Below are 23,683 nucleotides of genomic sequence, written 5' to 3' on the forward strand. Positions count from 1 at the left end.
CATGCACTTAACAAAACGTTTTTTCACGATGAATACACTGGCTGTGCTGCTTTCCATTGGTCTGACGATCCTGGCTGTCATTATTTTTGTTGCCACATATACGAAAGTTTTTGGCCGCGAAGCAGGTATTAAGCAGTTTCAACAAGCGTTCGAGGTTCGGGCAGCTATCAGTGAGATCAAAAGAGAAGCGCTGACCTTGGGGTTCGAGAAACTCTTGGACAAGAAGTATCAACAAGAGCTCTCTGATCGTGTGAATGTTTTGGATGCCAGTGCGATCCTTATCGTCAATAGAGAGGTTTTGTTTGCCACTCATAATTTTAATAAGATCGATATTGAGAAAAGCTTAATGCTGTCGAGTGAGTCAAATCGGGATGAGATCGAGCTTGATGGCAAAACGTATATGTTTAACCGTGCGGATTACAAACTCCCTTCGGGTGACTCAGGTATTCTGTTGTTGCTTGCGCCAATCAAGGTAAATACGAAGGTATATTGGATGGTTGGCATCTTTACGATTAGTTTTTTCACGGTTGTTTTTTTGTTGATGAATTTTTGGATCTCCTATCGATTCTCGCGCGGAATTATTATTCCGATCTCCAGATTAAAGGATGCTGCGGTCAAAATTAGGGAAGGCGATCTAAGCGGCGAGATTTCAGAGGATGGCGAAGGCGAAATTCGGGAGTTAGGCAAAACCTTGGAGCTGATGAGGATCAAGTTGAAGGAGTCTGTTTATTTACAGCAAAAATATGATGATAATAGGAAGTTTCTAGTTTCAAGTATTTCTCATGACTTAAAAACACCTGTGACTTCCATTAAAGGATATATCGAAGGCATCATTGATGGGGTAGCCAAGACGCCTGAGAAAATGGAGGAGTATCTGGAAACGGCCAGGTCCAAGGCTATCTTGGTAAATGCGATGATTGATGATCTTCTTTTATATTCAAAGCTCGATTTGAACCAGCTTCCTTACCATTTTGAAAAGAGTGATTTGGCAAGTTATTTCGAGGATTGCGTCGCAGATCATAAATATGAATGTGAAAAGGCGAATGTAGCCATAGCCTTAATTAATGAATTAAAAGAGCCTGTCAAAGTATTAATTGATGGCGAAAGATTAAAGAGGGTCGTGCAAAACATTATTGACAATGCAATGACGTATGCCGGAAAAGCAAATGGAAAGATTGACATTATACTCAGAGAAACTAGAACATCTGCTATTATTGAAATCAAGGACAATGGAAACGGAATTCCGGAGGACAAGCTTCCTTTCATTTTTGAACGGTTTTATCAGGTAGACCCATCAAGAAAGAGCGGTAGTGGATTAGGTCTAGCTATAGCAAAGCAAATTATCGAAGGTCACGATGGAAAAATATGGGCTAAAAGCGCTGTAGGTGAGGGAACCGGGATCATGATATCTCTTAAAAAGTTCTAAACAGGTCTGGAGGTTATGATGAAAAGAATTTTGATTGTCGAAGATGACCAAAGTATTGCCAATCTGCAAAGGGATTACCTGGAGCTCAGCGGTTACTCAGTTAAGATGGTGAACAACGGCTCAGCTGGCTTGAGAGCGCTCAAAGAGGAAGAATTTGAGCTTGTTATCTTAGATATCATGCTGCCTGATATGGACGGGTTTGAAGTGCTAAAAATAATACGTGAGCAGGATGATATTCCCGTACTTTTGGTATCTGCTAGAGCAGAAGAGATTTACAAAGTTAATGGTTTAGGTCTCGGTGCAGATGATTATATAACAAAACCGTTCAGCTCAGGTGAGCTCGTGGCACGAGTAGGTGCCCATCTGAAGAAGTTCGAGCGGATGAAAGAGCGGTTTGGTAAAGGCATGGAGGGAAGCTCAATCCAGATTAGGGGCCTGGAGCTTCAAAAGGATGCTAGACGTGTTTTTGTGAATGGAAATGAAGTTGTTCTGGCCCAAAAGGAGTTTGACCTGCTTCTTTTTCTTGTGCAGCATCCCAATCGCGTATTTGGCAAGGAAGAGCTATTTGAGCGGATCTGGGGGATGGATGCGATGAGTGACGCCTCTACGGTAACGGTTCATATTGCCAGGATTAGAGAGAAGATCGAGGAAATCCCCTCTAAACCTCAATACATAGGAACGGTTTGGGGATCGGGGTATCGGTTTATGGTATAAGGTGTAAAAACGAAAACAGCCCGGGGATGCTTTCCTCGGGCTGTTTCTGTACACTAATCCATTATCGAGTCAACGGTAATCTTATCTCAATCAAGGTTCCTTCATTTATCTTGCTATGATAGGCAATACGGCCATGGTGTTGTTTAATAATCTTGTGACTAATCATGAGCCCGAGCCCTGTCCCTTTTTCTTTCAAGGTATAAAAAGGCTGACCCAAACGAGGAAGCAGCTCTTCAGGTATCCCACACCCTTGATCTTTAATCATAATTACGCACTCATCTTCAGTTTCTTTGTGCAAGCTTATATGAATCTCCCCGCCATTAGGCATGGATTCTATAGCATTCTTCAAAATATTGAGAAAGAGCTGTTTTAATTGATTTTTTTCGCATGTAATGGGTAAATAGGGCTCTTCGCATAATAGTTTAAACTCAATATTGCGCAATAACGCCTGAGGAGAGAGGAACTCGACCGTATAAACAATTAATTCTTTGATATCCGTAGAGATAAGTTGAACAGCTTGTGGTTTTGCCAAAGAAAGAAGCTCACTCGTAATGGTTTCAATACGTTCCAGCTCACTAAGGAGCAGATCATTATACTTGATCGAAGGGCTCTCCTTTTTGTAAATCTGAAGAAATCCTTTGATGGTTGTGAGTGGATTCCGAATTTCATGTGCAACTCCTGCGGCCATCTCCCCGACAATGGAAAGCTTCTCAGTCTGCAAAAGGAATTCTTCCGCTTTCTTACGTTCGGAGATATCTCGGCTGATAATAACGATATGAGCAATATGACCACCCTCACCTTTAACAGGCATGCAACGGGATTCAAATTCGATCCATCTGCCTTCAATGTGTTTAAACCGAAATTCCATGGAATGTGATTCCAGATGTTCAAACATGCTATTTATTGCTGCCCGGAACATGTCCACATCATCAGGATGTACGAACTTACATAACTCAGTGCCTTCCAATGCGAAGCCTTGATACCCTAAAACAGTCTCATGGGAGGGAGAAAAGTAACTGATTGAATGATCTTTATCCATAACCATGATCAAGTCAGAAGTATTCTCAGCGATGAGTCGATATTTGGACTCGCTTGTTTCAAGGTTTTTTTCGATATACTTTTTTTCTGAGATGATTCTCCGGAGCTTTTCATTGGATTCAATCAGTAAGCCTCCTAGAATAACACCTAACATCACAAATAATAAATACTGCAGGTGAAAGAGTGGCTTATCTAATAAAATATGAAAAGTAAATACCGTGACCAGATAGAGAGCAATATAGGCTCCAAATAAGGCAAAGCTTCTTTTTAACGGCGTGAGATAGGAGATAAACGCCTGTAAGATGGAGAGTACAGTCATGATTAATGCCCAACCAGCTATGGCTGGCGGCCAATTCCCACTTGAATACAGCCTTGCGAGTAAGGAGAAAAAACCAGTAATCAACCCCGCCACTGGACCAAGATAGGCAAAAACTAGAATCACTGGAGCATATCGGATGTCATAAGAAAATCCTTGTTGCTTGACCGACAAAAAGACGAGGATAATTGAAACAAGCCCCCCGTAAATTCCAACCCAAAGGCGCAACTGCTTAACTGGCTGATAATTAATGTACGAACGGATTACTAAAGGCGTACTGACTAAGAGTGAAAAAATGGAGAGATTAACAATGTAGTCATAAAGAAACAATATACTCACCCGTATCTAGTTATTTTCATGAATACCCCTATCTATCATAAACCTGAGTGAGTATGATTTCCATATAATTCTTATAATTAATGCTTATGGAAATTCAGTTAGAAAGAATGAACGTATATACGGCATTGTTCATGTGCACAATCTTGTAAAAATACATGACATCTATTATATTGGATGAAAAGCCTGAAGGAGTACGTCATGTGCCGAAATATTAAGCCACTTTTCAACTATGAACCGACAGTAACTGAAGATGAAATTCGAGCGGCGTCATTGCAATTTGTGCGCAAGATCTCAGGGTTTACGGAACCTTCCAAAGTGAATGAGGCTGCTTTCCAGCAAGCCGTTCATGAGGTAGCTATGGCAGCGCAGAAGCTAATGGGATCACTTGTCACGCATGCAGAGCCTCGCAATCGTGAGGTTGAAGCACAGCGTGCCAAAGAACGTAATGCGATCCGATTTGGTACCAAAGAAGCATAGCCAGAAGTAAAAACGGGCTTTTCTCTATGGAGAGAAGCCTTTTTTCGTGCCTGAAAATGGGACGCTAGTTGCCTGGGGGTGTCGGGTCTCGTTCTTTTGGCATATGCTAAGAATACCAATTGGAAAGTAGGTGATTGCAAGTGGCGAAAGGGTTTGATTGTTCAACACCGCTTACGACACAAAAAGCGGCTGCTTTCGTCGGACAAGGATATACATTTGTCGCCAGATATTTGGTGCCAAGTGGAGCAAAGGCATTAACGAAATCAGAGGCGGATGCCATTAGTGCAGCAGGCCTACAGTTGGTTTCTGTATTTGAAACAACTGCAAGTCGGGCGCTTGGCGGAAGAAGTGCTGGTTTGGCAGACGGGGCAACCGCTTCGCAAGTTGCCGCACAAGTTGGCCAACCGGTGGGGAGTTGTATTTATTTTGCAGTTGATTTTGATGTATCCTCTGCCCAAATGCCAACGGTTATTGCTTATATTAAGGCTGCGAGTGAGGCTACACCTGCTTACACAACAGGTGTCTATGGTTCCTATTCCGTGATGGAGGCGCTGCATGCCGCGGGTGCTTGCTCTCGTTTCTGGCAAACCTATGCTTGGAGTGCAGGGAAGAAATCGACATTTATTCAGATTTATCAATATCTAAATGAGGTCATGGCAAATGGTATTGCTGTTGATTATGATGAATCTTACGGGAACGAAGGTTGGTGGAATAAACGAATTACGCCGGTACCACCTAGCTATCCGCTTAGTGAGAAAGATGCGAATGCGATAATCCCCTTCCTTTCAGCAGGATATGGAGCTACTTCCTCTATCCCTGCACAGAATGAGTTTCATCGACTTGCCAATGAATTACGTAAGGTTTCAGGTCAGACCTTGCAATAATATCGGTGTATATCAAAAAAAGCCCGGCTGCTTTGGAAGTCCAAAGTGGCCGGGCTTTACTCATTGGATCACCGCACTGCGTATGTACCACCGATCTTGCACAGAGGCACGTTCAAGATGGAAAAGCACGCGGCGACTCGACACCGCGGAAGCTCTAGCCGCGGTCATGGTCACGTCCACCGCGGTGTCAAGCTGCAGGAGCTGGGATACATCCTGCTCCTTGAATTTGGACAGGCGGCGCATGCTTCGCACATGCATCGCCTGTTCTTGCCCTGTGGTGACCTGCAGCAGCTGCAGGTCTCCTTGATGTGCGGCGCTGATCCATACATCGATCAGCGCCCAGGGCGAAAGCTTGCTGACGTAGTCAAGCAGCAAGCCTGCGGCTCGGTGCACCATGACCTGGTGCGCCGGGTCAACGGAGCGGGAGCCGTGTGTGACGCTCCCGAGGAAGTGAATACAGAAATGACCATTGAAGTCATTTCCCGGTATACCATCACCCCCATGCGGCATGCCATGCATGGAGGCGGCGAGCGTGCGGTCATTCAGCTTCACAAGGACCGCTCGGCGGTCCCAGCTCCATTGGCCGCCATAAATGCTTTTGAGCGTCGCTGAGTCGGTTTTCGTGAGCGGTTGGACATCCGCATGATGGGAGCCTGCGCGACGCTGCCCTTCGAAGCTAAGGCCGCTTTCCACATCGAGGATGGAAAATGAACTATATTTAGGAAGCACAAGGCTTGCTTCCTCCCAGCTTAGCAGTTCGCCATAATGCTTGGCGCGAAGAGCTTGAACTTGTGTCAGTAGAGTTTCCTGTGCTTTGTTTGATAGTTTAACGAATTGTTTTGCAGCCAAATCGATAACCTCACCAGTTGGGGTCACACCCCATTGCATGGTTTGACTATTTTTGATATAGCGGAGCGTAGTATCTGGCAGGAGAGGCTCTACATAGGGATCTCCGCTGATGCCGGCCTCAAGCGCTCGCTGCAGCGATTTATCTACAATCGTCATCTCAGTCTGATAGCCAGCTCGAGGCGATGAGGATACAAGTAACTGAATCGTGTCGGAATCAGCAGATGCTTCCTGATGTAGAGGGGGGTTGTTATCTGCCTGGACGCTAGGACCTACCCATTGACTCCAAAGGAGTGCAAGAAGGAAGGAGACAAGTAGGGGACGCTGCCAGTTCGTGGGTCGGACTGAAGACATGTGAGGGCTTCCTCCTTATTCGTATAGGTATATTGCCATAGTTAAGTGTTTACTTTTTGGTATGATTTTATAAAAACGAATTGTAGATTGTACGTGTTCCTTGTTTGAATTCATATATGTTAAGATTACAAAAGTAAACGATTGAATGAGCGATCGGAACGAAAGGAAGGGAAGTCGTATGGAAGTAACCGAAGGCATACCATTTGAATTACATATTGATGAACAGCGGGTCGTGCGAGGCGATATTTACAGAGCCAAAAGCGAATCAAGTCAAGGGACACTGCTCCTATGTCACGGTTACAAGGGATTCAAAAATTGGGGAATGTTCCCGCATGTAGCGAATGAACTAGCTGAAATTGTAGACGTCGTTGCGTTGAATTTTTCTCATAATGGTGTGGGAGAAAGCTTGATGGAGTTTACAGAGCTTGAGAAATTCGCAGGCGATACATACTCCAAAGATCTAGAGGACATACAGGCAGTCATTGCTGAAATTCACAAGCAAGCGGGCTCAGCGAAACCGATCCTATTGCTGGGGCATAGCAGAGGGGCTGCAGTGAGCTTGATCTATGCCTTAGATCATCCTGAGGATATTGCAGGTGTCATTAGCTGGAATGGCATTGCTAATGTCGATTTATTCACACCTGAGAATAAAGATGAGATGAGAGCTACTGGCCGCTCGTACACCATGAATGGACGAACGAAGCAGATGATGCCGCTTGATCTAGAGATTCTAGAAGATATGGAACGAAATCAAGAGCGATTTGATATTATCGGTAGAATCAGCGTTGCTACATTTCCAATTACACTCATTCAAGGAACAGCGGATGGAGAACGGGGGATTCGTGGCTCTGAGCAGTTGGTTGCGAATCATGCAGACATCCAATGGGTAAGGATTCCTGAGGGGAATCACACCTTCGGCAGTGTTCATCCTTTTCAAGGTGAGACACAGCCACTTCGGGAGGCCATTGTTGAAACGAGACTTGCAATACGAAGTATGCTGAAACTGTAAACTGGCGTGGTAAGGGCTTTCTGGAAGTAGATCTTTCTACTTATGGAGAGCTTTTTTTTTTGACATCATAAAAATTGTGTCTTAATGTCGAATAATAGATTTTTTTGCAGGAATATGTTGGAAGGTGGCGAAGTAAAACATTTAGATTCATTGAAATTACAGAAAAGGGAGAACAAAATGGCAATTAAATCAATCAAGCACAAAATTATTTGGCCCTTAATGGTCGTGTTGTTTGCAGTGTCCGTAGGGACAGCGACAATTACGTATCAACAGACGGCTGAAAGTCTTCATGAAAAAGGCTTTACGACGTTAGAAACAGCTAGAATTGGAATTGAAAACGCGATAATTGCGAGAAAGACAACGGAAAGTGTGATGGAGAAGGAGATGGTTGGACAAGCAGCCCTTCTGTCGTATATGTACGATAAAATTCCGATGAACTATAAGCAAGCTGTTGAAATAGCTGAACGCACTGGTATAGATGAGTTTTGGATTACCAATGCACAGGGACAGTTGGTGCTGACAAATGCAGGCGAAAAGATTGATTTTAATTTCGGTGCTGACCCTAAGAATCAAGCCTATGAGTTTATGGATTTAATTTCCGGTAAGCAAAAAATAGTAACACAGCCTGCTCAGCAGCGAAGTGTCGATCCTAAAGTGTATAAATATGTCGGAGTGTCCGGTTGGTCATCTCCACGCATTGTACAAACGGGAAGAGACGGAGCCACGTTAACTGAACTCGATGGTAAAATAGGAGCGAAACCCGTGCTGACGCAACTAAAGTCGGAGCTGGGTGGCGATGTGCTATTCGCGGGAGTCGTTGATTCCAAGGGTAAACTCGTTGCTTCATCCGATGAGGCCATTACGCAGTTAGATGCGAAGCTGCTAGATTCTCTTAACGTAAGCCTGACAGGGGATCACAAAGCGTACAAAACGATGTCGTACGATGGAACGAAAGCCAAGTATTACTTTAAAGCGTTGTCGACGGGGCAAGTGCTTGTACTGGCTCTGTCGGAGCAAGTCTTGACTAATTTCTTCTATACGACATGTATTGCCACAGTGGCAGGATTACTGATTGCAGGCGCGGTATTGTTTTACATTGTCAGTCGCCAGTTCAAAAGGCTGGAGAGACTGCAATCAGCAATGGTTGCGATCGCTCAGGGGGATGGAGATTTAACGAGAAGGCTTCCCGATACGTCGATGGACGAAATCGGCAGACTGTCGACTGCGACAAATCAATTTATTGAGAAAATTCATGTGATCGTCAAGGATGTTAAACAATCTGCAAGTCTGAGTAAAGGCAATGCCGATCATATCAAAGATTCAATGAAGCAAACAAATACGATTTCATATGAAATTAATACGACCATCCATGAATTGGCAACGGCCGCTGCGAGTCAGGCGGAGGTTGTGGAGGATGGGTTGAAGGGCGTTCACGAACTGGCGGAATTGATTGATGACACGAAAGAACATGTTCAAATTCTACAGAATAATAGTGCAATTATTCGCGAGAAGGAAGAGCGTGGCGCTGAAGCCATGCGAGCGATGATCGAGTTAATCCGCAATAATGTTACCGTGACCAAAGACGTAGAGTCCAGCGTAAGCAAACTTATGCAGGATATTGACGCCATTAGAGAGATGGTCACAACGATTCACGCCATCTCGAGACAAACGAATTTACTAGCGCTTAACGCTTCGATTGAGGCAGCACGGGCCGGAGAAAACGGCCGCGGATTCGCCGTAGTCGCTGCTGAGGTGAGAACTCTTTCTGTTCAAGCAGGAGAGGCATCAGGTCATATTCAGACGTTGATTGAGAACGTTTTGCATTCTGCACAGCAAACATCCGCAGCAATGGAGCAGTCGCTTCACATCGTTGGTTCGCAAGAAGAGAACGCAGGACAGACATCGGATACGTTTGATTTCATTCATACCTCTTTGCAGCAAATCCATGAATCTATCGAAAAGATCACTGCAGATATGGCGCACGTCAATAACCGTAAAAACAAAATTGTTGACTTTATCGAGCTTTCCTCTGCTAGTTCTGAAGAAACGGCAGCAAGTTCCGAGGAAGTTTTGGCCAACGTAGAGACGCTGGGACAAATGTTCGATCGTGTACATACAGAATCGATCGAGCTTCATGATCAGATGACAAGCTTGCAAGATGTGGTTGATCGATTTAAGGTGTAATGAGTGAAAAATAATTGCAAAAGAACCCTGTGAGGGGTTCTTTTTGCGTGTACGCTTAGAAAATAGAAGAACTGTAAGTTAGGTTATCATGATGAAAAACAAAGAAAACCCGCGAAGCACAAGGCTTCACGGGTTTCTGTTACTTATGACCTGTAGTGGGCTCGAACCACTGACCCCTACCCTGTCAAGATGGAAGAGGCTGTTTCCTCTAATGATTATAAGGTTCCAGAAGTACCTATATTATTGAAATGCACATATTTAGCATGAATCTTGGTAACCCCATGTTATCACTAATGTGTGACCAATAACGTGACCAAAATAATTTATCCTAAACCTCTATGAAAAAGGAGAAACATTATGTAATAATTGAATAATACCAAAAAACGACAATTTACTCAGTGCTGAAATGGAGTCAAGAAGAAATGGAAACAGCTCGTTTAGCTAATATATACAAAATTATTGAAAGTTCTAGAGTTAAATATGGGACTCTTAAAAAATGTGAATTTCACATACACACTCCTGCTTCTTTTGATTATCGACTTATTCCAGGGAAAAAATACTCTACACTAACGATTAATGAAGTGGTTGAAATTGCATTATCTCAAGGATTTTTAGATGAAGATAGCAAAGCTGTGTTAGATCAGAAAATAATAGCTGGTGATTATGAAGGTGAGGATTATAGGAAGTCACTTTCAGATCAAAATATACCGTATGATTCATTGAAGGAGTATTTGGCCTACCAACTAATAGCTCATAAATTGTATTGCGAATCTGTTGAAGTTGCTGTAATAACTGACCATAACACAATAGAAGGTTTTTATAAATTGAAATTTGCCCTAGTGGAGTATTACCAACGTGTTATTAAAGTTTTAGGAAAGAAATCCATTCATTTGTTTCTAGGAATTGAAATATCTTGTTCTGAACAAAATCATTTAGTGGGAATATTTGATGAAAACAAATATGAACAATTGCAAAAATTGATTGATGATTTTATTTTTTCTAAAGAACAAGGAACTTATGAAACTAGTTACAATATGATTGAGAAAATTGTTGCATTGAATGGAATTCCTTACATTGCTCATATCAATACATCAGACTTTATTGGAACTGGTATTTATAAGGAAACCCTATATGGTTCTGATAATCTAAATGTACTTGGTCTAACTAACCTTTCGAGAAAAAGTTTTGTTCTTGAAATATTAAGTAACTATACAAATAAAACAAGTAGATTTTGTTTTATTCATGAAGGGGATTCGCATGAATTATCAACATTAGGAAAAAGAAACACATGGATTAAGTTTAGTAAGATAAGTTTCCAAGCCTTAAAAAAAGCGTTTAAAAATCACCATTTTTGTATTTACAGTGAAGAACCATTTTTAACAAATAAGTACATTAAAGGAATTATTGTGGAACCAGGAGAAGAAGGATTCTTGAGGTCACGTCCTGGTCAAATAGATGATAGATTCGTCCTAGACTTTTCAAAAGATTTAAATTGTATCATTGGTGGACGTGGAACTGGAAAAAGTACGATATTAAATATGTTGGAAACAATTTTTACATTGGAGTCAAAAACAGCTGATTCTTTAAAATTTATTTCTAAACATAAGATTGTATATGTAGTATTTCATTTAAGAGGTAATGATTACATAATAAAGTTCATACCACAGTCCAGGTCAGATCGTGATTATTATGAAATTGATGGTTTTGAGCCATTAGCTTTTAAAAATAAGAATCCAGAAAAACTTTTCTTATCAGATCACTGGCTAGAATTATATGAAGTAATAGCCAATTCAGATACAATTGATTTTCAATTAAGAACTCAAAATAGAGATATTATTTTAAATGATATTTTTAGAAACGGGTATTCAATAAACAACATTATTAACAGTATAGATCGAGGGGAAATCGGACTCTTTGTTAAAGAAGTAATTTTCAATGGCCTAATTTTTGAAGATTTTAAAACATTTATCAATGAAATCAATCATACTCCCAAAAGCAAATTCAACAAGTTTATAAAAGAAAACTTTCATAATTTAGTGAATATAATCGAGCGAAGAAAAATTCATGTTGACGAAGTAATAAAAGGGTTTAATTTTATAAATCAAAATCTGATAAATATTCATTATTCCCCAAAAGAAAAACACATTGATTATTACTTAAGTTTTTTGTTTGATGAGATTCAAGACAAGACAAAACGAATCTTAAAGACAAAATTGAGATGGCACGATGCCGAGAGATTTATTTATGAGACTGTTAAAAAAATTGGATTTCTTGAATTGATTAACTTGCTTTTAAACGATAAAGTATTTGAAATAGAAAAACAGAATAAATTATCTACTTATATATCCACTCCAACTTCCTTGAGGGATATTGAATCTGGTTTGGAAGACATATCTTCGGCAAATATAAAACAAGTTTACCGTGAAATTAAAAACAAAGTGTTGAGCAAGAATATTAATGCATTTGAAACAACCCTGGTGCGATATTTTGAAGTAATAGATGATTTTACATTAAGTTTCAATGTTAACTCCAAAGAATCAGTAAACGAACAGGCTTGCTTAATGAAGAACATTGTCGAACTATCTTTGGGTCAAAAGGTTGTCGCTATCCTAACATTTCTTTTCAATTACGGGAAATATTCAAACGACAACTCGCCATTAATTATTGATCAACCTGAGGACAATCTAGACAATCAATATATTTATAAGAATCTGGTAGCAAGTTTGAGGGAAATGAAAAATTCAAGGCAAGTAATTTTAGTAACTCATAGCTCTACCATCGTTACAAATGCAGATTCTGAGCAAGTTATTGTATTGAACTCTAATAATCAAGTTGGTTGGATAGAGCAAAAAGGTTATCCAAGTGATGAGAAAATTATGAAGTATATTATCACATATCTTGAAGGTGGAGAGCCCTCTTTTAAACATAAAATGGACATGTATTCTATAGTCCTAAATGCGTAACAAAAAGGAGGCCAATTTTGGCCTCCTTAAATTTTGATAGATAATTCAACTACTTTTCCTAATATTTTAATCTGATTAGAATCAACTTTTATTGGTTGAATGTTTTGTTTTTCAGCGATTAATAAAGATGTATCCTTAATAGAAAAGAATCTTCTTACAACTATAGAATTTTCGAAAACTCCGACAATGACATCACCATCATGAACACTGGTCACTTCTTTTACGGAAAGAGTTGATCCCTCTGGTATCAAAGGCTCCATCGAATCATCAGTCATAATAAACTCATATGCTAGAACCTCCTCATAACTCATTGGTTTGAGAAATATTTGGGGGTCACAATTTTCTATACAGTGGATCATCAAATTATAATTAGAGAGTTTATCTTGTTCTTCGATAATGAGTGGTGTCATATCTTTGGGATAGTTAATTTCTGTAATTGCTTTCAATAAATTTTTGAACCATTCTGAGAGCTTAACATGAAGTTCTTTAATGTGATCAGGAGCCTTCTCTACAAAGCTTTCATAGAGAAAATCAATAATATCAGCGTTACAGACTTTGGCTATAGCGATATTAATCTCATCAGAAGCAGGGGCTTGTTTGCGAGTTTGTAATTTACTTATATAAGATGGAGCAACTTTTACACCTAATTCTTTACAATGGTCGGATAATTCTTTGAGTGTATAACCACTTTTTTCTATCATTTTTGTTAATGATTCATAATATCCCATATGTTGTCCCCCTCCCTAATATAATACTCATTTTATAAAAATATAGTCAACAAAAATGTCGATGACTTTTCAACGATATTTTTGTTGACTTATTTGCGATATGGAGTTAAATTAAAACTGCGATGATAATAAAACGATTATTTTATTTACAAAATTGCCAACGGAAAGGGGGCTTCATTATTGATATTTTAAATTTTATCGCTAGATTTGAAAACTATTTTAACCAAAGTGCAAAAACAAGAGCCATTCAAGCAATTCAGGAGAAGAAATTAATGGTTCTATTGGTCGATCTTCGGCGTAGCTTACAAAGCGCAGCCGATACCGTCGAGGAGCGTAGCGGATCGTCGGCTAGGCCTTGATATGGAGGGCAAGACATGCAAGGCTGATTTGCGGGACAGGCCACTACGTGGACTGACCGCATAGCCTGTCCTGCATGTCTTGTGGAGGCTCCATGTCAAGGCTGAGGCGTTCGTACCGCCTACCCAGCAACCATATAACATGCTGGGTTCTAATTACACTTAATGGAGGTTGAAAGCGTTGATATTAAAGGGTGTAGACACTATTGAATTTGGTTTGGAAATTGAAAATTATCAAGAAGTATTTAAGACTTTTTTAAATAAATTTAAAGAGCTTAAAGAACTTAGCCAAAAAACAAACTTAGAACAACAAATAGTAATTGGTGATCTCAATCTTACTGTAGATCGAAATGGTCAAAGATTTTATGCTTACCGATTAACCTGTAATGATTTTACTATTGCCTTTATGGAACAGGAAATGAAGAGTAACTCACCAATTTTTGTTCGTTTTATGTCCAGTTATCTGTGGTCTTATGGTTTTAATGAGTCATATGAGAAATTTCTAAAATGGTTTGACAATTTTAAAGCAATAATTATTAAAAATAAACTATCTCGAGTAGATATTTGTGTTGATTCTGATCAATTTAAGATAAGCAAAAATGATGTTAATGGGGTTATTACTCGATCTAGGAGCAAAACGGATCACTTTGTAAAAGATGTATTTACCAAAGGTAGTGTATTTAGTGGTTTTACAATTGGTGGTAGTAATACATTGTTAGCCCGTATTTATCTCAAATCACTTGAGATAAAGACGTCAGGAAAAGTTTGGTTTAAAGATATATGGCTGAACAACGGTTGGACAGGAGATAAGGACGTTTGGAGAGTAGAATTTCAGCTCAGAAGACCTGTGTTAAAGGAATTATCATTAGATACAGTCGAAAATCTTAATCAAAAAAACTCTGAACTATGGGCTTATCTTACACAGGAATGGTTAACTATTAGACAACCTAAAAATGATAATACATCAAGATGGAAGATAAAGAGAAAGTGGAAAATCGTACAAAAAGCAACTAATAATTACGAGGCTACTCCGTTAATTAGATCAGTAATCAAGCAAGGGGATCTTATGAGGCTTTTGAATCAAGCTGCAGGACTCCAAATGTCAATTGCTGCAATCAGTGACCACGATTCAACAAGAGAAACCTCAGAGGTTATTGCTTCCTGGCTAGAAGTAAAATTAAAAGTAAAACAAACAAATTTTGAAGTGCAAAAGGAAAAAAGGCAAAAGAAATTCTTGTTAGATAATAATGGAGGTAGTACTCATGAAGCATAAAGGAACCAAGACTGAATTTACAATTGCCACATTTGATGGCTCATATAATTTAAAACTTTCCATTAACGATACTCAAGATGGATTAAGTGATAGTGACTCTGTTATTAAAGCAATCAATGAACTGATTGACTCACTTGATTTTAAAGAAGATTTTGATAAAGAGGGTTTCAATCTAGAGGATAAAGCAATTTCAATAATTGAGTCTGTTGCCGCTATGCTTGGATCTTATGGCTGCACATACGGTAACCAAAGAAATGATTATCTTGAGATAATAAAAAGCTTAATAGCATTTAAAGAACCTAATCGGGGTGATTTAAATGTACAGTAATTTAGAAATGCTTCCACCTGTATTGGATGTTACGCATCTACAAAGTGTCTTGGGAATAGGGAGAAGACAAGCTTATGAACTAGCTAACTCTGGACAGTTTCATGTTGTTAGAGCAGGTAAGAGAATTAAGATTGCTAAAGAGGTGTTTGTTAAATGGCTTGTGGGAAGCTTGACATAATGGGAGGTAAGTATGGCAGGTTCAATTAAAAAGGAAGGGAATAGTTGGTATTTTGTAATCGAACTCGGAAAAGATCAAATAACTGGGAAACGAATTCAAAAGAAAAAACGAGGATTCAAAACGAAGAAAGAAGCACAGAACGCATTCGCAGAAACGTTGAATGAGATTAATAAAGGTACATATGTTCAACCTTCAAAAGTCCTATATAAAGATTTTCTCAGTGAGTGGTTTATTGATAAAAAGACAAAGATCATGCCTTCTACATACAGCACTTATAAATGGTTAATTGAAAAATATATTATTGCATATCTAGGCAATGTTGAATTATCTAAGTTGACTCCAATGATTATTCAAAAATTTTATAATGATCTCTCAAATGATGGAAACATTGTGCCTGAAAATATTATTAAAATTCATTCGCTGATAAATAGTTCTTTAAAAAGAGCTGAACGTTGGGGGATACTGAGCAGAAATGTAGCAACCCTTGTAGATCCACCGAAATCGGTTAAGAAGGAAGTTGAAGTGTGGACGGTTGATGAAGTCAAAAAGTTCCTCGGGATAGCTATTCACGATAGGTTATATATCGCCTTTCTACTCGCAGTTACAACTGGCATGAGACAAGGAGAAATTTTAGGGCTTAGATGGAAAGACATTAACTCGAAGGATAGTTCAATTAGCGTTATTCAAACATTAAGTCATGATGGGAAAACACTTAAAGCCGGATCTAAAACAAAGGCAGGCACAAGGAAGATCCATTTGCCCTTAGAGACGCTTCAGTATCTTGAAAAGCATAAAAGGATTACCGAGATTGAGAAGAAGCAGAACAGCCCTTTATACGCCGACAATGACCTTATAGTATGTACCTCAATAGGCACACCTGTAATCCCAAGGAATTTAATGCGTACCTTTTATCGTCTAATTAAAACTGCTGATCTGAAAAAAATCCGTTTTCATGATATTAGACATACGCATGCAACGCTTTTACTTATGCAAGGTGTTAACCCCAAAATTGTTGCAGAAAGATTAGGTCATGTGGATATAAGACTTACACTGGATACATACAGTCATTTGCTCCCTAGTATGCAGTTAGAATCTGCAACAAAATTTGGAGAAATGCTTTTCAATTCTTAAAAGGAAGGCTCTGTTAAAACTCGATGTTGATTTTCTCATTAAGCTAACGGGCAGAATAGTTCAACAAGAATGCCAGCATGCCTGCATTGGAAAATATCACAGAACGAGAACCGTTAAGAAGATGGTTCTCGTTCTGTGTTTGTGCAAGCTTATTTTCGCACATTCGTCAAAGGTTGAATATGAAGCTCATATGTAACGTTAAATTTCACGTTCGCCCAGAGAGTAGACCATTCATCCTCGCTCATGGGCTTCGAAAAAGGACCTAGTGTAAGAGTACCTATTTCCAGAGGGTCCACTTCCGACTTTTGCATTTTCTTTAGCAGCTCTGTTGTTTGTTTTTCGAAAAGCGATTTTATCTGTTGATGAATAACCGCTAATTGATCAAGGTTGTCTATATCTCCCTTTCCACGGTACTCTTCAATTCGACCTTTGAGCTCGACGTTGAGAGATAATGTTGAGTAGTCGAGATTTAATTTCATCTTTGTCTCGGAAGTGACATTCCCCATCGCTATTGATAACTCTGGGATGGTAAGGACTTTAAGGTGATGATTATGATCAATCAGTTGGAATATTTGTTCATTTCTCTTATTAATGTTCGTTTGCAGTTTATCGTTTTTGAAGAAGGCAGTTCCTTCGTAGATAAAATGTTCTTTATCGACCTTGAAAATAGGTGCCACTGGATCGGAGTATGGTGAATAGTACCTTTTCATAAATTGATGTAGATTTACAATAGTCATATCTCCTTGTTTCTTATTTTCATAGTGTTTAAGCAAACGATAAAGTAAATAGCCGGGAACGTCTTGTGTTTTTATTTGATTTTTAATGAAATCATCAAAGCTTCCATTGACGATGACGATATAAAGGCGTTGAGAAATATCAGGGTCCGTAAATAAAGTGTTCATAAGTGATGTAATGCCTTTTTTCGCCAGTTCTTGTTCAATAAATACCATACGAAGTTGTCCTGATTTTACTTCCCGATAATAGCTTAAATTAAAATCCTTTCCTCCCTCCTTCAATAGATCGACTTCTTGGGTAAGCATTTTTTTTGATTCAGAATATATGGGTGGTACCAGTGTGCTTATTCTTAGCTTCCCTTCTGCACCCTCAGTAATCGACCACCAAATCACAGGGGAGATTTCTTCGATCTGATTGTTATCTACAAATGGGGAGCACCCAATCATCCATAGCATACTGCTCATTATGACGAGGAACATCGTATGTTTAAACAGCCTCAATGCTAGATAAGCCCCTTTCGTTTGCAAGCAATCAGAAGGAAGGTTGGGATGAACAAGTAGGTAAATGCCCGTAACCAAATCTGTAGGTTCATCAAAGGGTTCTGTTCAGTTTCATCAAACCACTTGTCTAGAATAATCGTACTTATTAAAATCATGATCCAACAGGTTATAAAACCAATTCGATTGCTCTGTTCGTTTAATCTTCCTGAAACTATTCGAATAGCCCCGTAGAACCATAAGAAATAAAGGGAAATGGCCCACACATAATAAAACATTTGCAGGCAAATTAAAATGATATCAATTCGCTCAAAAACAGGAGTTTGCAGATAACGAATAAGGTCCGTTACCGGAAATCTGCTTTTGTTCAAGTATTGGGAACTAAAAAATAATAAGGAAACAACAAACATAATCAAATACTCAAAGACAGACGCGGTATTAGCAAATGTCAAATATTTCAACATCTTTTGTTTTTGGTTTAACCACGGCCCAATAAAGACCAAGTACTCCGGTCCCGAGAACGCTTGCCAAATGAATAAAAGATTCTTCCAGGAGACTGTCGACCAGTCTGCGGGGATCAAGGGATATAAATCGTGAAGTGACGCCATCGATGGGAAGAAGAAAGGAATAAAACATAAAATCATCCAAGCGGAACCAAAAAAGGCAATAACGACAAAGCGTATCGCATTCGTCATTCCTCGAGAGGCCGCGTACAAACAAATCCCAAAGAGAAATAAAATCAACCACAAAGGATTCATGGAAGGGAAGATGATACTATTAATCACTTCCACAGTCCCCAGTGTACTTACATATATTTTAGCAAAAATGAAAAACAGACCAACGAAGGCCAAAACACGAACCGTCCGCTTTCCAAATAGTTGAACGAATCCTTGATATCCTTTGGTGGAAATGTCTGATGAAAACCATTTTGCAATCAAGATCATATTCAATTGTGATAAAATCCCCACGGCAATTAATGCCCAAATCATATAGGGATAAACCAATTTGGAAGGAGTGACTAAGACGAAATATAGCATTTGACTTCGGTTGACCATGAAAAAGACATAGATCCCGCCAAACGTGGCCGTTCTCTCATATAAGGAAGATGCCTTCACATTATTTTCTCCTTTGACTGGTTCGCCATTTCTGTAGGGTATGTAAATATTCAGGACGTTCCTTCATCCAATGGAAAGGACCCCGAATGAAAAGATCTAACCAATCCCTCCAGTAAAGAGGAGCTAAGGGGGCAAAATAAGGTTGTTTCAAAGATGTGATACTATTCAAATGGACAAGAATAACAATTATCCCGAATACTATCCCTAACATTCCGATATAGTTGGCAAGGAAAAGGAAAGCGAATTGAAGCAGTGTGTTTGATTTGGTCACGAGATAATTAGGGACTAGAAACGAAGCGATAGCCGTAACACCTACTAAAACAATTAATATTTTGCTTGCAAAACCAGCTTCAACGGAAGCTTGTCCTACGACAATGCCACCGATCACGCCTAGTACTTGACCCGACTTTGTGGGCATCCTAAGACTTGCTTCTTTGATGATCTCCAGGGTTAGCAGCATTAAAAATGCTTCCCAAAATGGCGTAAACGGCAATTTGGTTCTAGATTCTAATAATACAAAAAGAACTTGCATCGGGAGCATCTGATAATGATGCGTGGCTAACGCAACATAGATCGGGACTAATATTAACGAAAGTACATAGCTTACATATCGCAGCAGCCGCATAAAACTGGCAACCAGCCAGCGGTTAATGTAATCCTCTGGAGATTGAAATAGATGAAAAAATGTGATGGGAGCCGTTAACGCAAATGGTGTATTGGCTACTAAAAAAGTAATTTTTCCCATCGATAAAGTGAAAGCGCATAGATCCGGGCGGTCGCTTTGTTGAAATTGCGGGAATATACTATGATAATGATCTTCCATGAATGCCGCAACATGGGACGAATCCATAAAAACATCAAAATCAATGGTAGATAGTTTACTTCTTGCAATGGAAATAAATTCGGGATTGGTCACCCCTTCCATATACATCATGATAACCTCTGTTTTACTTACAGAACCGACAGAAAACCTTTCTGATTTTAAAGATGTCGATGGAAGCCGTCTGCGAATCATTGTCACATTTTGATCGATTTGCTCACTGAAGCTGTCCTTGGGTCCAAACATAATGGTTTCGGTTTCCGATGTTTCGATGGCGCGAGTCAATGGATTTGGAAGAAGTGCTGCCCACCACTGATTCTTCATAGGTTCATAGAGAAGGATGGATCCCGTTAATAGTTTCTGCTGACCTTCCTCCATCGTGACAATTCTGGATACCTTAGCTGTGGCTATGCATTCATTTATTTCTTCAAGATCACAGTGGAGCAGCGGTTCGATAACGGATTCATTTAAGCGTTCTTGGTCAATTAATGTTCTTATGTAGAGAAACATCACCATTTGATCATTATTGGTCCTGCGTTCGATGATTTCTGCATCGTCCATGTTGGCCAAAATTTGTCTAAATGAATCTATCGTTAGGACGGTATTCTGAGGTTCAGGTTTCTCAAAATGGTGTCCAATCTTAAGCTTCTTCCAAAACATAAACACCATCCTTACAAAATGGGTAGTAAAAATTGAAAATATTGGTTATGCCTTTATAATTTATCCATGACTGGATCATTTATACCCTTAGGGTTCGAATGTATGAGAACTGTTTCATGAGGTGCATGCGGATACATCAGTATTAAGTCTACAGGGTTTAACAAGTCATAGGATAAACTTTCTAAAAATATACACGAAAAAGCAGAGCTGCTGCTTGTAGGGATTAACAATTTATACAAAAAATTATGCTTGAAGCTAAAGGGTTTTCTTGGAGGGTTAGAGAAAGATAGGGCAACCAGAGGTAATAGAAGTGTTGGGATTATTTGAAAATGCCGGGTAGTTAAACTAACGGATAACGATAGTTCAATTAACCGCCCCGGAAAGGCGGTTTTTCTTTTGGTTAAAATCAACATTATAGAATAACAGAGCCAAAAAGGAAAAAACCGCAGCAGTTACTTGCCGCGGTTTTCGTGTTTTTATGCTTGTATTACATTTCGACACTTTGGAAAACTTGAGCAACCATAAAACGTGCCTTTTGAGCCTTTTCGTAGTACCATTTGATTACCGCAACGTGTACAACTATGTTCTTGTATAGGATTATCTGTAATAACCTGTTTTGCCGAAGGAGCACTACCAGGATTCATTTTTAGTATCATTTCTACAAGATCATTACGACTAAGTAGCTTAACATTGTTCGAAGCAGCTAGCTGTCTCGCTTGCTCTGTAAACTTGCTATTGGTTATTACCCATGCTTCAGACGCACGATAATGAGCTATGGATGGTACAACTTCCTGAACAGCTTTTAACCCAACATTACTCGAGTACCTCTTTGCTTGAATAGCAATACGTTTATTATCTTTTTCAATGATCAAATCTGCCCCGAAATCACCGCTTGCTTGAGTCACTTGGACTTTGTAACAATGGGCTTGAAACAAATGACCTAAATATTTCTCGAATTGAATCCCATCCATTATATCAATGTCTGCAATCCCTGACTTTTTAAGTTGTTCTGCTTTAACTGACTTTCTGTAAAACATTACTGAAATAAGAATTCCAAGGCTTATAATAAAGACAATGGCAGAAGCAATTAAACTTCTTGTAAAATAAAATGTTCCAAAGAAAGTCACTAGAAATATTAACTGTAGTAAAGCATCCATTGGATCTTGTTTCTTTTTGCGTCTAGCCAGAGTAACTCCCCCTAGATGATGTATTGAAATTAACCAAGCTAGGAAGAATGTACCATATCGTTTGGAAATAATCTACAATTTGTGGCTTGAATAATGTGATCGGTGACCAGTACGTGACCAGTGGATATAAATCAATCATTAATTGGTTAATATTTGGTTGCGAAAAACAAAAAAAGCCTTGATATACAAGGCTTTCGCTTTATGACCTGTAGTGGGCTCGAACCACTGACCCCTACCCTGTCAAGATAGTGCTCTCCCAGCTGAGCTAACAAGTCGTTTATGGATACAATTAGTAATATACCAAGTATTCAAGAGATTGTCAATTGGTGAGCGCTTACTTTTTCCAGAAAAAGAGCCATGTAAATAGCGCGGAGTGAGGCTTTCGCTTCTTTTTGGAACGTGGGAGAAAGTTTGTAGGCGTATCTGTTTCTATCTCTGTACTCAAAGGTTTGGATAGTAAAAGTGAGAGTTCTTCTTCTGTAATTCCTCGTGCTGTCATAGTAGGGTATCTGCCTTTCTGTATAAAGCGTGAAGTTAATGTACCACATTCAAGAGTTCTTTCCTAGTATCGCTTTCATCTTGCGTGAATTTATGGTAACTTGAGATCATTAGAGTTTGGGAGGAAAAAGGTTATGACGAAACAACAGCATCGTTGGAATTTGCGTTTGAAGAGCAGTAATGTGTATTTAGGCACAGTATATTTGGGAGATCCGCTTCCTGAAGTGGAAGATGTGATCATGATTGGTGAGAAAAAATATACAATTCTTGAACTCGGAAGTACACGTGATGCAAGTGACGTATTTGTCGAGGAAGTTAAGAAGAAGTAATGGAAGTAAGCGAAGGAGCGGATCTTAATAGATCAGCTCCTTCGCTTTGTTATGTAAGGTTGTATAAGGATGCGAGGCAATCTACAAACATTTTATTGTATTCTTCGCGGGAGAGATCTTTGTTGCAAGCGATGTCCCTTCCTAGAAATTGAAACCAGGTGATTTCGGTACGATCTTTTTTGTACACAAACTTATCTTGCTGAATGAGGAAGGCATCATTTTCAAAAAAAGGCACTTTGTCAAATTGAAGGGCGGGTTCGTTTTGCTTTTCGCTTACTAAAGTGGCCAAAAGAATTAGCATACGGTAAGGATCACGAAAAATTTCATATTGCGTCATGGTCATGATTCAACACTCCTTTTATTTGATTGCCGGGCTAGGTAATCATACTAAAAGGAAGTGGCCATTTATACACGTTTGGGCAAACTGGTGAGGAAATTGAAGGGAAATCAGAGGAATTTGAAGAAAATAGAAAAAAGACTGAAGGTCACTCTAAGGAGGATCGAGTGATTCAGTCTTTTTTGAGCTTGCTCCTACATCAAAGGATTAGCGTTTGTAGCCGCCGAGAGATTGTTCAGCCATTTGCACTAATCTTTTTGTGATGTTGCCACCGATTGAGCCAGCATCACGGGATAACAAATTACCGTTGTAACCAGAAGGGGAGAGAGGAACACCAATTTCCTGAGCGACTTCATACTTCATTTGATCTAATGCTGCCTTTGCTTGTTGGACGACTAACGTGTTAGATCTAGCCATTCATAATCATCTCCTTTTTTTTGGTACACCAGTATTATTTGAATGTTCAGAATATTTATTCGCTGAATTCAAAAAAAATAAAAATTTTTTTCCGCATCTATAAATTTGGCTATAAACCAAGGAAATGATGCCTGATTTCATGAAATTGTACAAAGAGATTATGCCTATATAAAAATCAATAAACCCCCAACAGTAAGTTGAGGGTGATATTTGATAATTTATGATAACGGTTTCATTATTCTTCGGATTGTTCTGCTTCTTCCTCTGCAGCAGCTGCTTCTTCAATCGCTTCAGCGATTACTTCTTCAGCCTCTTGACTTACCACTTCTTCAGTGGATTCAGCAGAGATTTCTTCTTCGTTTTGTGAAACTACTTCTTCTTCTTGGCTCATTTTTTGTCACCTCCTCTGATACGTATAGTAACATTGTATCACTACTACTAGGTTATTCAAGTAGCTTGGACGTATAACTATCAGATTTAATGTAGATTTGATTGATTTGTCATTTCATGGCGGAATTTCAATGCGGAATACGTCAAATGTGGG

General features: G+C 39.3%; 22 protein-coding genes and 1 tRNA gene. 12 read left to right on the forward strand and 11 right to left on the reverse strand.

Going from position 1 to position 23,683, the window contains the following annotated elements; translation table 11 throughout:
- Nucleotide 1: 1 nt before the first annotated feature.
- Together AC58QG_RS00130 and AC58QG_RS00135 are read left to right on the forward strand one after the other, a co-directional pair.
- Complete coding sequence (locus AC58QG_RS00130; RefSeq protein WP_497359655.1) at nt 2-1,426, forward strand: sensor histidine kinase; 1,425 nt, start codon at nt 2-4, stop codon at nt 1,424-1,426.
- Between the two features lie 18 nt (nt 1,427-1,444).
- Nucleotides 1,445-2,140 (forward strand): response regulator transcription factor, encoded by a 696-nt coding sequence (locus tag AC58QG_RS00135; RefSeq protein ID WP_497362743.1) that lies wholly within the window; start codon nt 1,445-1,447, stop codon nt 2,138-2,140.
- A gap of 61 nt (nt 2,141-2,201) precedes the next feature.
- Here AC58QG_RS00135 and AC58QG_RS00140 read toward each other — a convergent pair whose 3' ends face one another.
- Nucleotides 2,202-3,833: an ATP-binding protein gene (locus AC58QG_RS00140; RefSeq protein WP_497359657.1), complete on the reverse strand. Its 1,632-nt coding sequence runs from the start codon at nt 3,831-3,833 to the stop codon at nt 2,202-2,204.
- 198 nt (nt 3,834-4,031) lie between these two features.
- On the opposite strand from AC58QG_RS00140, the gene AC58QG_RS00145 reads away from it, so the two are divergent.
- Entirely contained in the window at nt 4,032-4,310 is a 279-nt protein-coding gene (locus AC58QG_RS00145; RefSeq protein ID WP_497359659.1) for a DUF2277 domain-containing protein, read from the forward strand.
- Nucleotides 4,311-4,450: 140 nt separating this feature from the next.
- The gene (locus tag AC58QG_RS00150; RefSeq protein ID WP_497359661.1) at nt 4,451-5,194 is read left to right on the forward strand and encodes a DUF1906 domain-containing protein; all 744 of its coding nucleotides are present in this window, start codon (nt 4,451-4,453) and stop codon (nt 5,192-5,194) included.
- 60 nt (nt 5,195-5,254) lie between these two features.
- Here the strand turns inward: AC58QG_RS00150 and AC58QG_RS00155 are convergent, their stop codons facing one another.
- Nucleotides 5,255-6,394 carry a hypothetical protein gene (locus tag AC58QG_RS00155; protein ID WP_497359663.1) on the reverse strand — a complete coding sequence of 380 codons (1,140 nt, stop codon included), beginning with the start codon at nt 6,392-6,394 and terminating at the stop codon, nt 5,255-5,257.
- A gap of 178 nt (nt 6,395-6,572) precedes the next feature.
- On the opposite strand from AC58QG_RS00155, the gene AC58QG_RS00160 reads away from it, so the two are divergent.
- The 3 genes from AC58QG_RS00160 (at nt 6,573) to AC58QG_RS00170 (ending at nt 12,550) form a co-directional block, all read left to right on the forward strand.
- On the forward strand, nt 6,573-7,403 hold the full coding sequence (locus AC58QG_RS00160; protein ID WP_497359665.1) for an alpha/beta hydrolase family protein: 831 nt from the start codon (nt 6,573-6,575) through the stop codon (nt 7,401-7,403).
- A 177-nt stretch (nt 7,404-7,580) separates the two neighbouring features.
- Nucleotides 7,581-9,587, forward strand: coding sequence for a methyl-accepting chemotaxis protein (locus AC58QG_RS00165; RefSeq protein WP_497359667.1), 2,007 nt, complete (start codon nt 7,581-7,583; stop codon nt 9,585-9,587).
- A 422-nt stretch (nt 9,588-10,009) separates the two neighbouring features.
- Entirely contained in the window at nt 10,010-12,550 is a 2,541-nt protein-coding gene (locus tag AC58QG_RS00170; RefSeq protein ID WP_497359669.1) for a Spaf_1101 family AAA-like ATPase, read from the forward strand.
- A 26-nt stretch (nt 12,551-12,576) separates the two neighbouring features.
- Here the strand turns inward: AC58QG_RS00170 and AC58QG_RS00175 are convergent, their stop codons facing one another.
- Nucleotides 12,577-13,278, reverse strand: coding sequence for a S24 family peptidase (locus AC58QG_RS00175; protein WP_497359671.1), 702 nt, complete (start codon nt 13,276-13,278; stop codon nt 12,577-12,579).
- A 537-nt stretch (nt 13,279-13,815) separates the two neighbouring features.
- Here AC58QG_RS00175 and AC58QG_RS00180 point away from each other — a divergent pair.
- From AC58QG_RS00180 to AC58QG_RS00195, 4 genes are read left to right on the forward strand one after another with little or no spacing between them, the layout of a single operon-like run.
- Entirely contained in the window at nt 13,816-14,907 is a 1,092-nt protein-coding gene (locus tag AC58QG_RS00180) for a replication initiation factor (RefSeq protein ID WP_497359673.1), read from the forward strand.
- Nucleotides 14,897-15,235, forward strand: coding sequence for a hypothetical protein (locus AC58QG_RS00185; RefSeq protein WP_497359675.1), 339 nt, complete (start codon nt 14,897-14,899; stop codon nt 15,233-15,235). The genes AC58QG_RS00180 and AC58QG_RS00185 overlap by 11 nt, the downstream gene beginning before the upstream one ends.
- A gap of 7 nt (nt 15,236-15,242) precedes the next feature.
- Entirely contained in the window at nt 15,243-15,413 is a 171-nt protein-coding gene (locus tag AC58QG_RS00190; protein WP_497362744.1) for a helix-turn-helix domain-containing protein, read from the forward strand.
- Between the two features lie 12 nt (nt 15,414-15,425).
- Nucleotides 15,426-16,544 (forward strand): tyrosine-type recombinase/integrase, encoded by a 1,119-nt coding sequence (locus AC58QG_RS00195; protein ID WP_497359677.1) that lies wholly within the window; start codon nt 15,426-15,428, stop codon nt 16,542-16,544.
- A gap of 149 nt (nt 16,545-16,693) precedes the next feature.
- On the opposite strand, the gene AC58QG_RS00200 is transcribed toward AC58QG_RS00195, so the two are convergent.
- The 5 genes from AC58QG_RS00200 to AC58QG_RS00220 form a co-directional block, all read right to left on the reverse strand.
- A complete protein-coding gene (locus tag AC58QG_RS00200; RefSeq protein ID WP_497362745.1) occupies nt 16,694-17,758 on the reverse strand; it encodes a Ger(x)C family spore germination protein in 1,065 nt (354 codons plus the stop codon).
- Nucleotides 17,759-17,781: 23 nt separating this feature from the next.
- On the reverse strand, nt 17,782-18,891 hold the full coding sequence (locus AC58QG_RS00205; protein WP_497359679.1) for a GerAB/ArcD/ProY family transporter: 1,110 nt from the start codon (nt 18,889-18,891) through the stop codon (nt 17,782-17,784).
- Between the two features lies 1 nt (nt 18,892).
- Nucleotides 18,893-20,371: a spore germination protein gene (locus AC58QG_RS00210; protein ID WP_497359681.1), complete on the reverse strand. Its 1,479-nt coding sequence runs from the start codon at nt 20,369-20,371 to the stop codon at nt 18,893-18,895.
- Nucleotides 20,372-20,847: 476 nt separating this feature from the next.
- Nucleotides 20,848-21,528 carry a restriction endonuclease gene (locus AC58QG_RS00215; protein WP_497359683.1) on the reverse strand — a complete coding sequence of 227 codons (681 nt, stop codon included), beginning with the start codon at nt 21,526-21,528 and terminating at the stop codon, nt 20,848-20,850.
- 232 nt (nt 21,529-21,760) lie between these two features.
- Nucleotides 21,761-21,833, reverse strand: a tRNA-Val gene (locus tag AC58QG_RS00220).
- Nucleotides 21,834-22,190: 357 nt separating this feature from the next.
- On the opposite strand from AC58QG_RS00220, the gene AC58QG_RS00225 reads away from it, so the two are divergent.
- Complete coding sequence (locus AC58QG_RS00225) at nt 22,191-22,385, forward strand: hypothetical protein (protein ID WP_028558119.1); 195 nt, start codon at nt 22,191-22,193, stop codon at nt 22,383-22,385.
- Nucleotides 22,386-22,434: 49 nt separating this feature from the next.
- Here AC58QG_RS00225 and AC58QG_RS00230 read toward each other — a convergent pair whose 3' ends face one another.
- From AC58QG_RS00230 to AC58QG_RS00240, 3 genes are all read right to left on the reverse strand, one after another.
- Entirely contained in the window at nt 22,435-22,728 is a 294-nt protein-coding gene (locus tag AC58QG_RS00230) for a hypothetical protein (RefSeq protein WP_497359685.1), read from the reverse strand.
- Nucleotides 22,729-22,929: 201 nt separating this feature from the next.
- Nucleotides 22,930-23,139 carry an alpha/beta-type small acid-soluble spore protein gene (locus AC58QG_RS00235; RefSeq protein ID WP_314804561.1) on the reverse strand — a complete coding sequence of 70 codons (210 nt, stop codon included), beginning with the start codon at nt 23,137-23,139 and terminating at the stop codon, nt 22,930-22,932.
- Between the two features lie 235 nt (nt 23,140-23,374).
- A complete protein-coding gene (locus AC58QG_RS00240) occupies nt 23,375-23,530 on the reverse strand; it encodes a hypothetical protein (RefSeq protein WP_436235936.1) in 156 nt (51 codons plus the stop codon).
- Between the last annotated feature and the right edge of the window lie 153 nt (nt 23,531-23,683).

The sequence above is a fragment of the Paenibacillus sp. J22P169 genome, assembly GCF_059691995.1.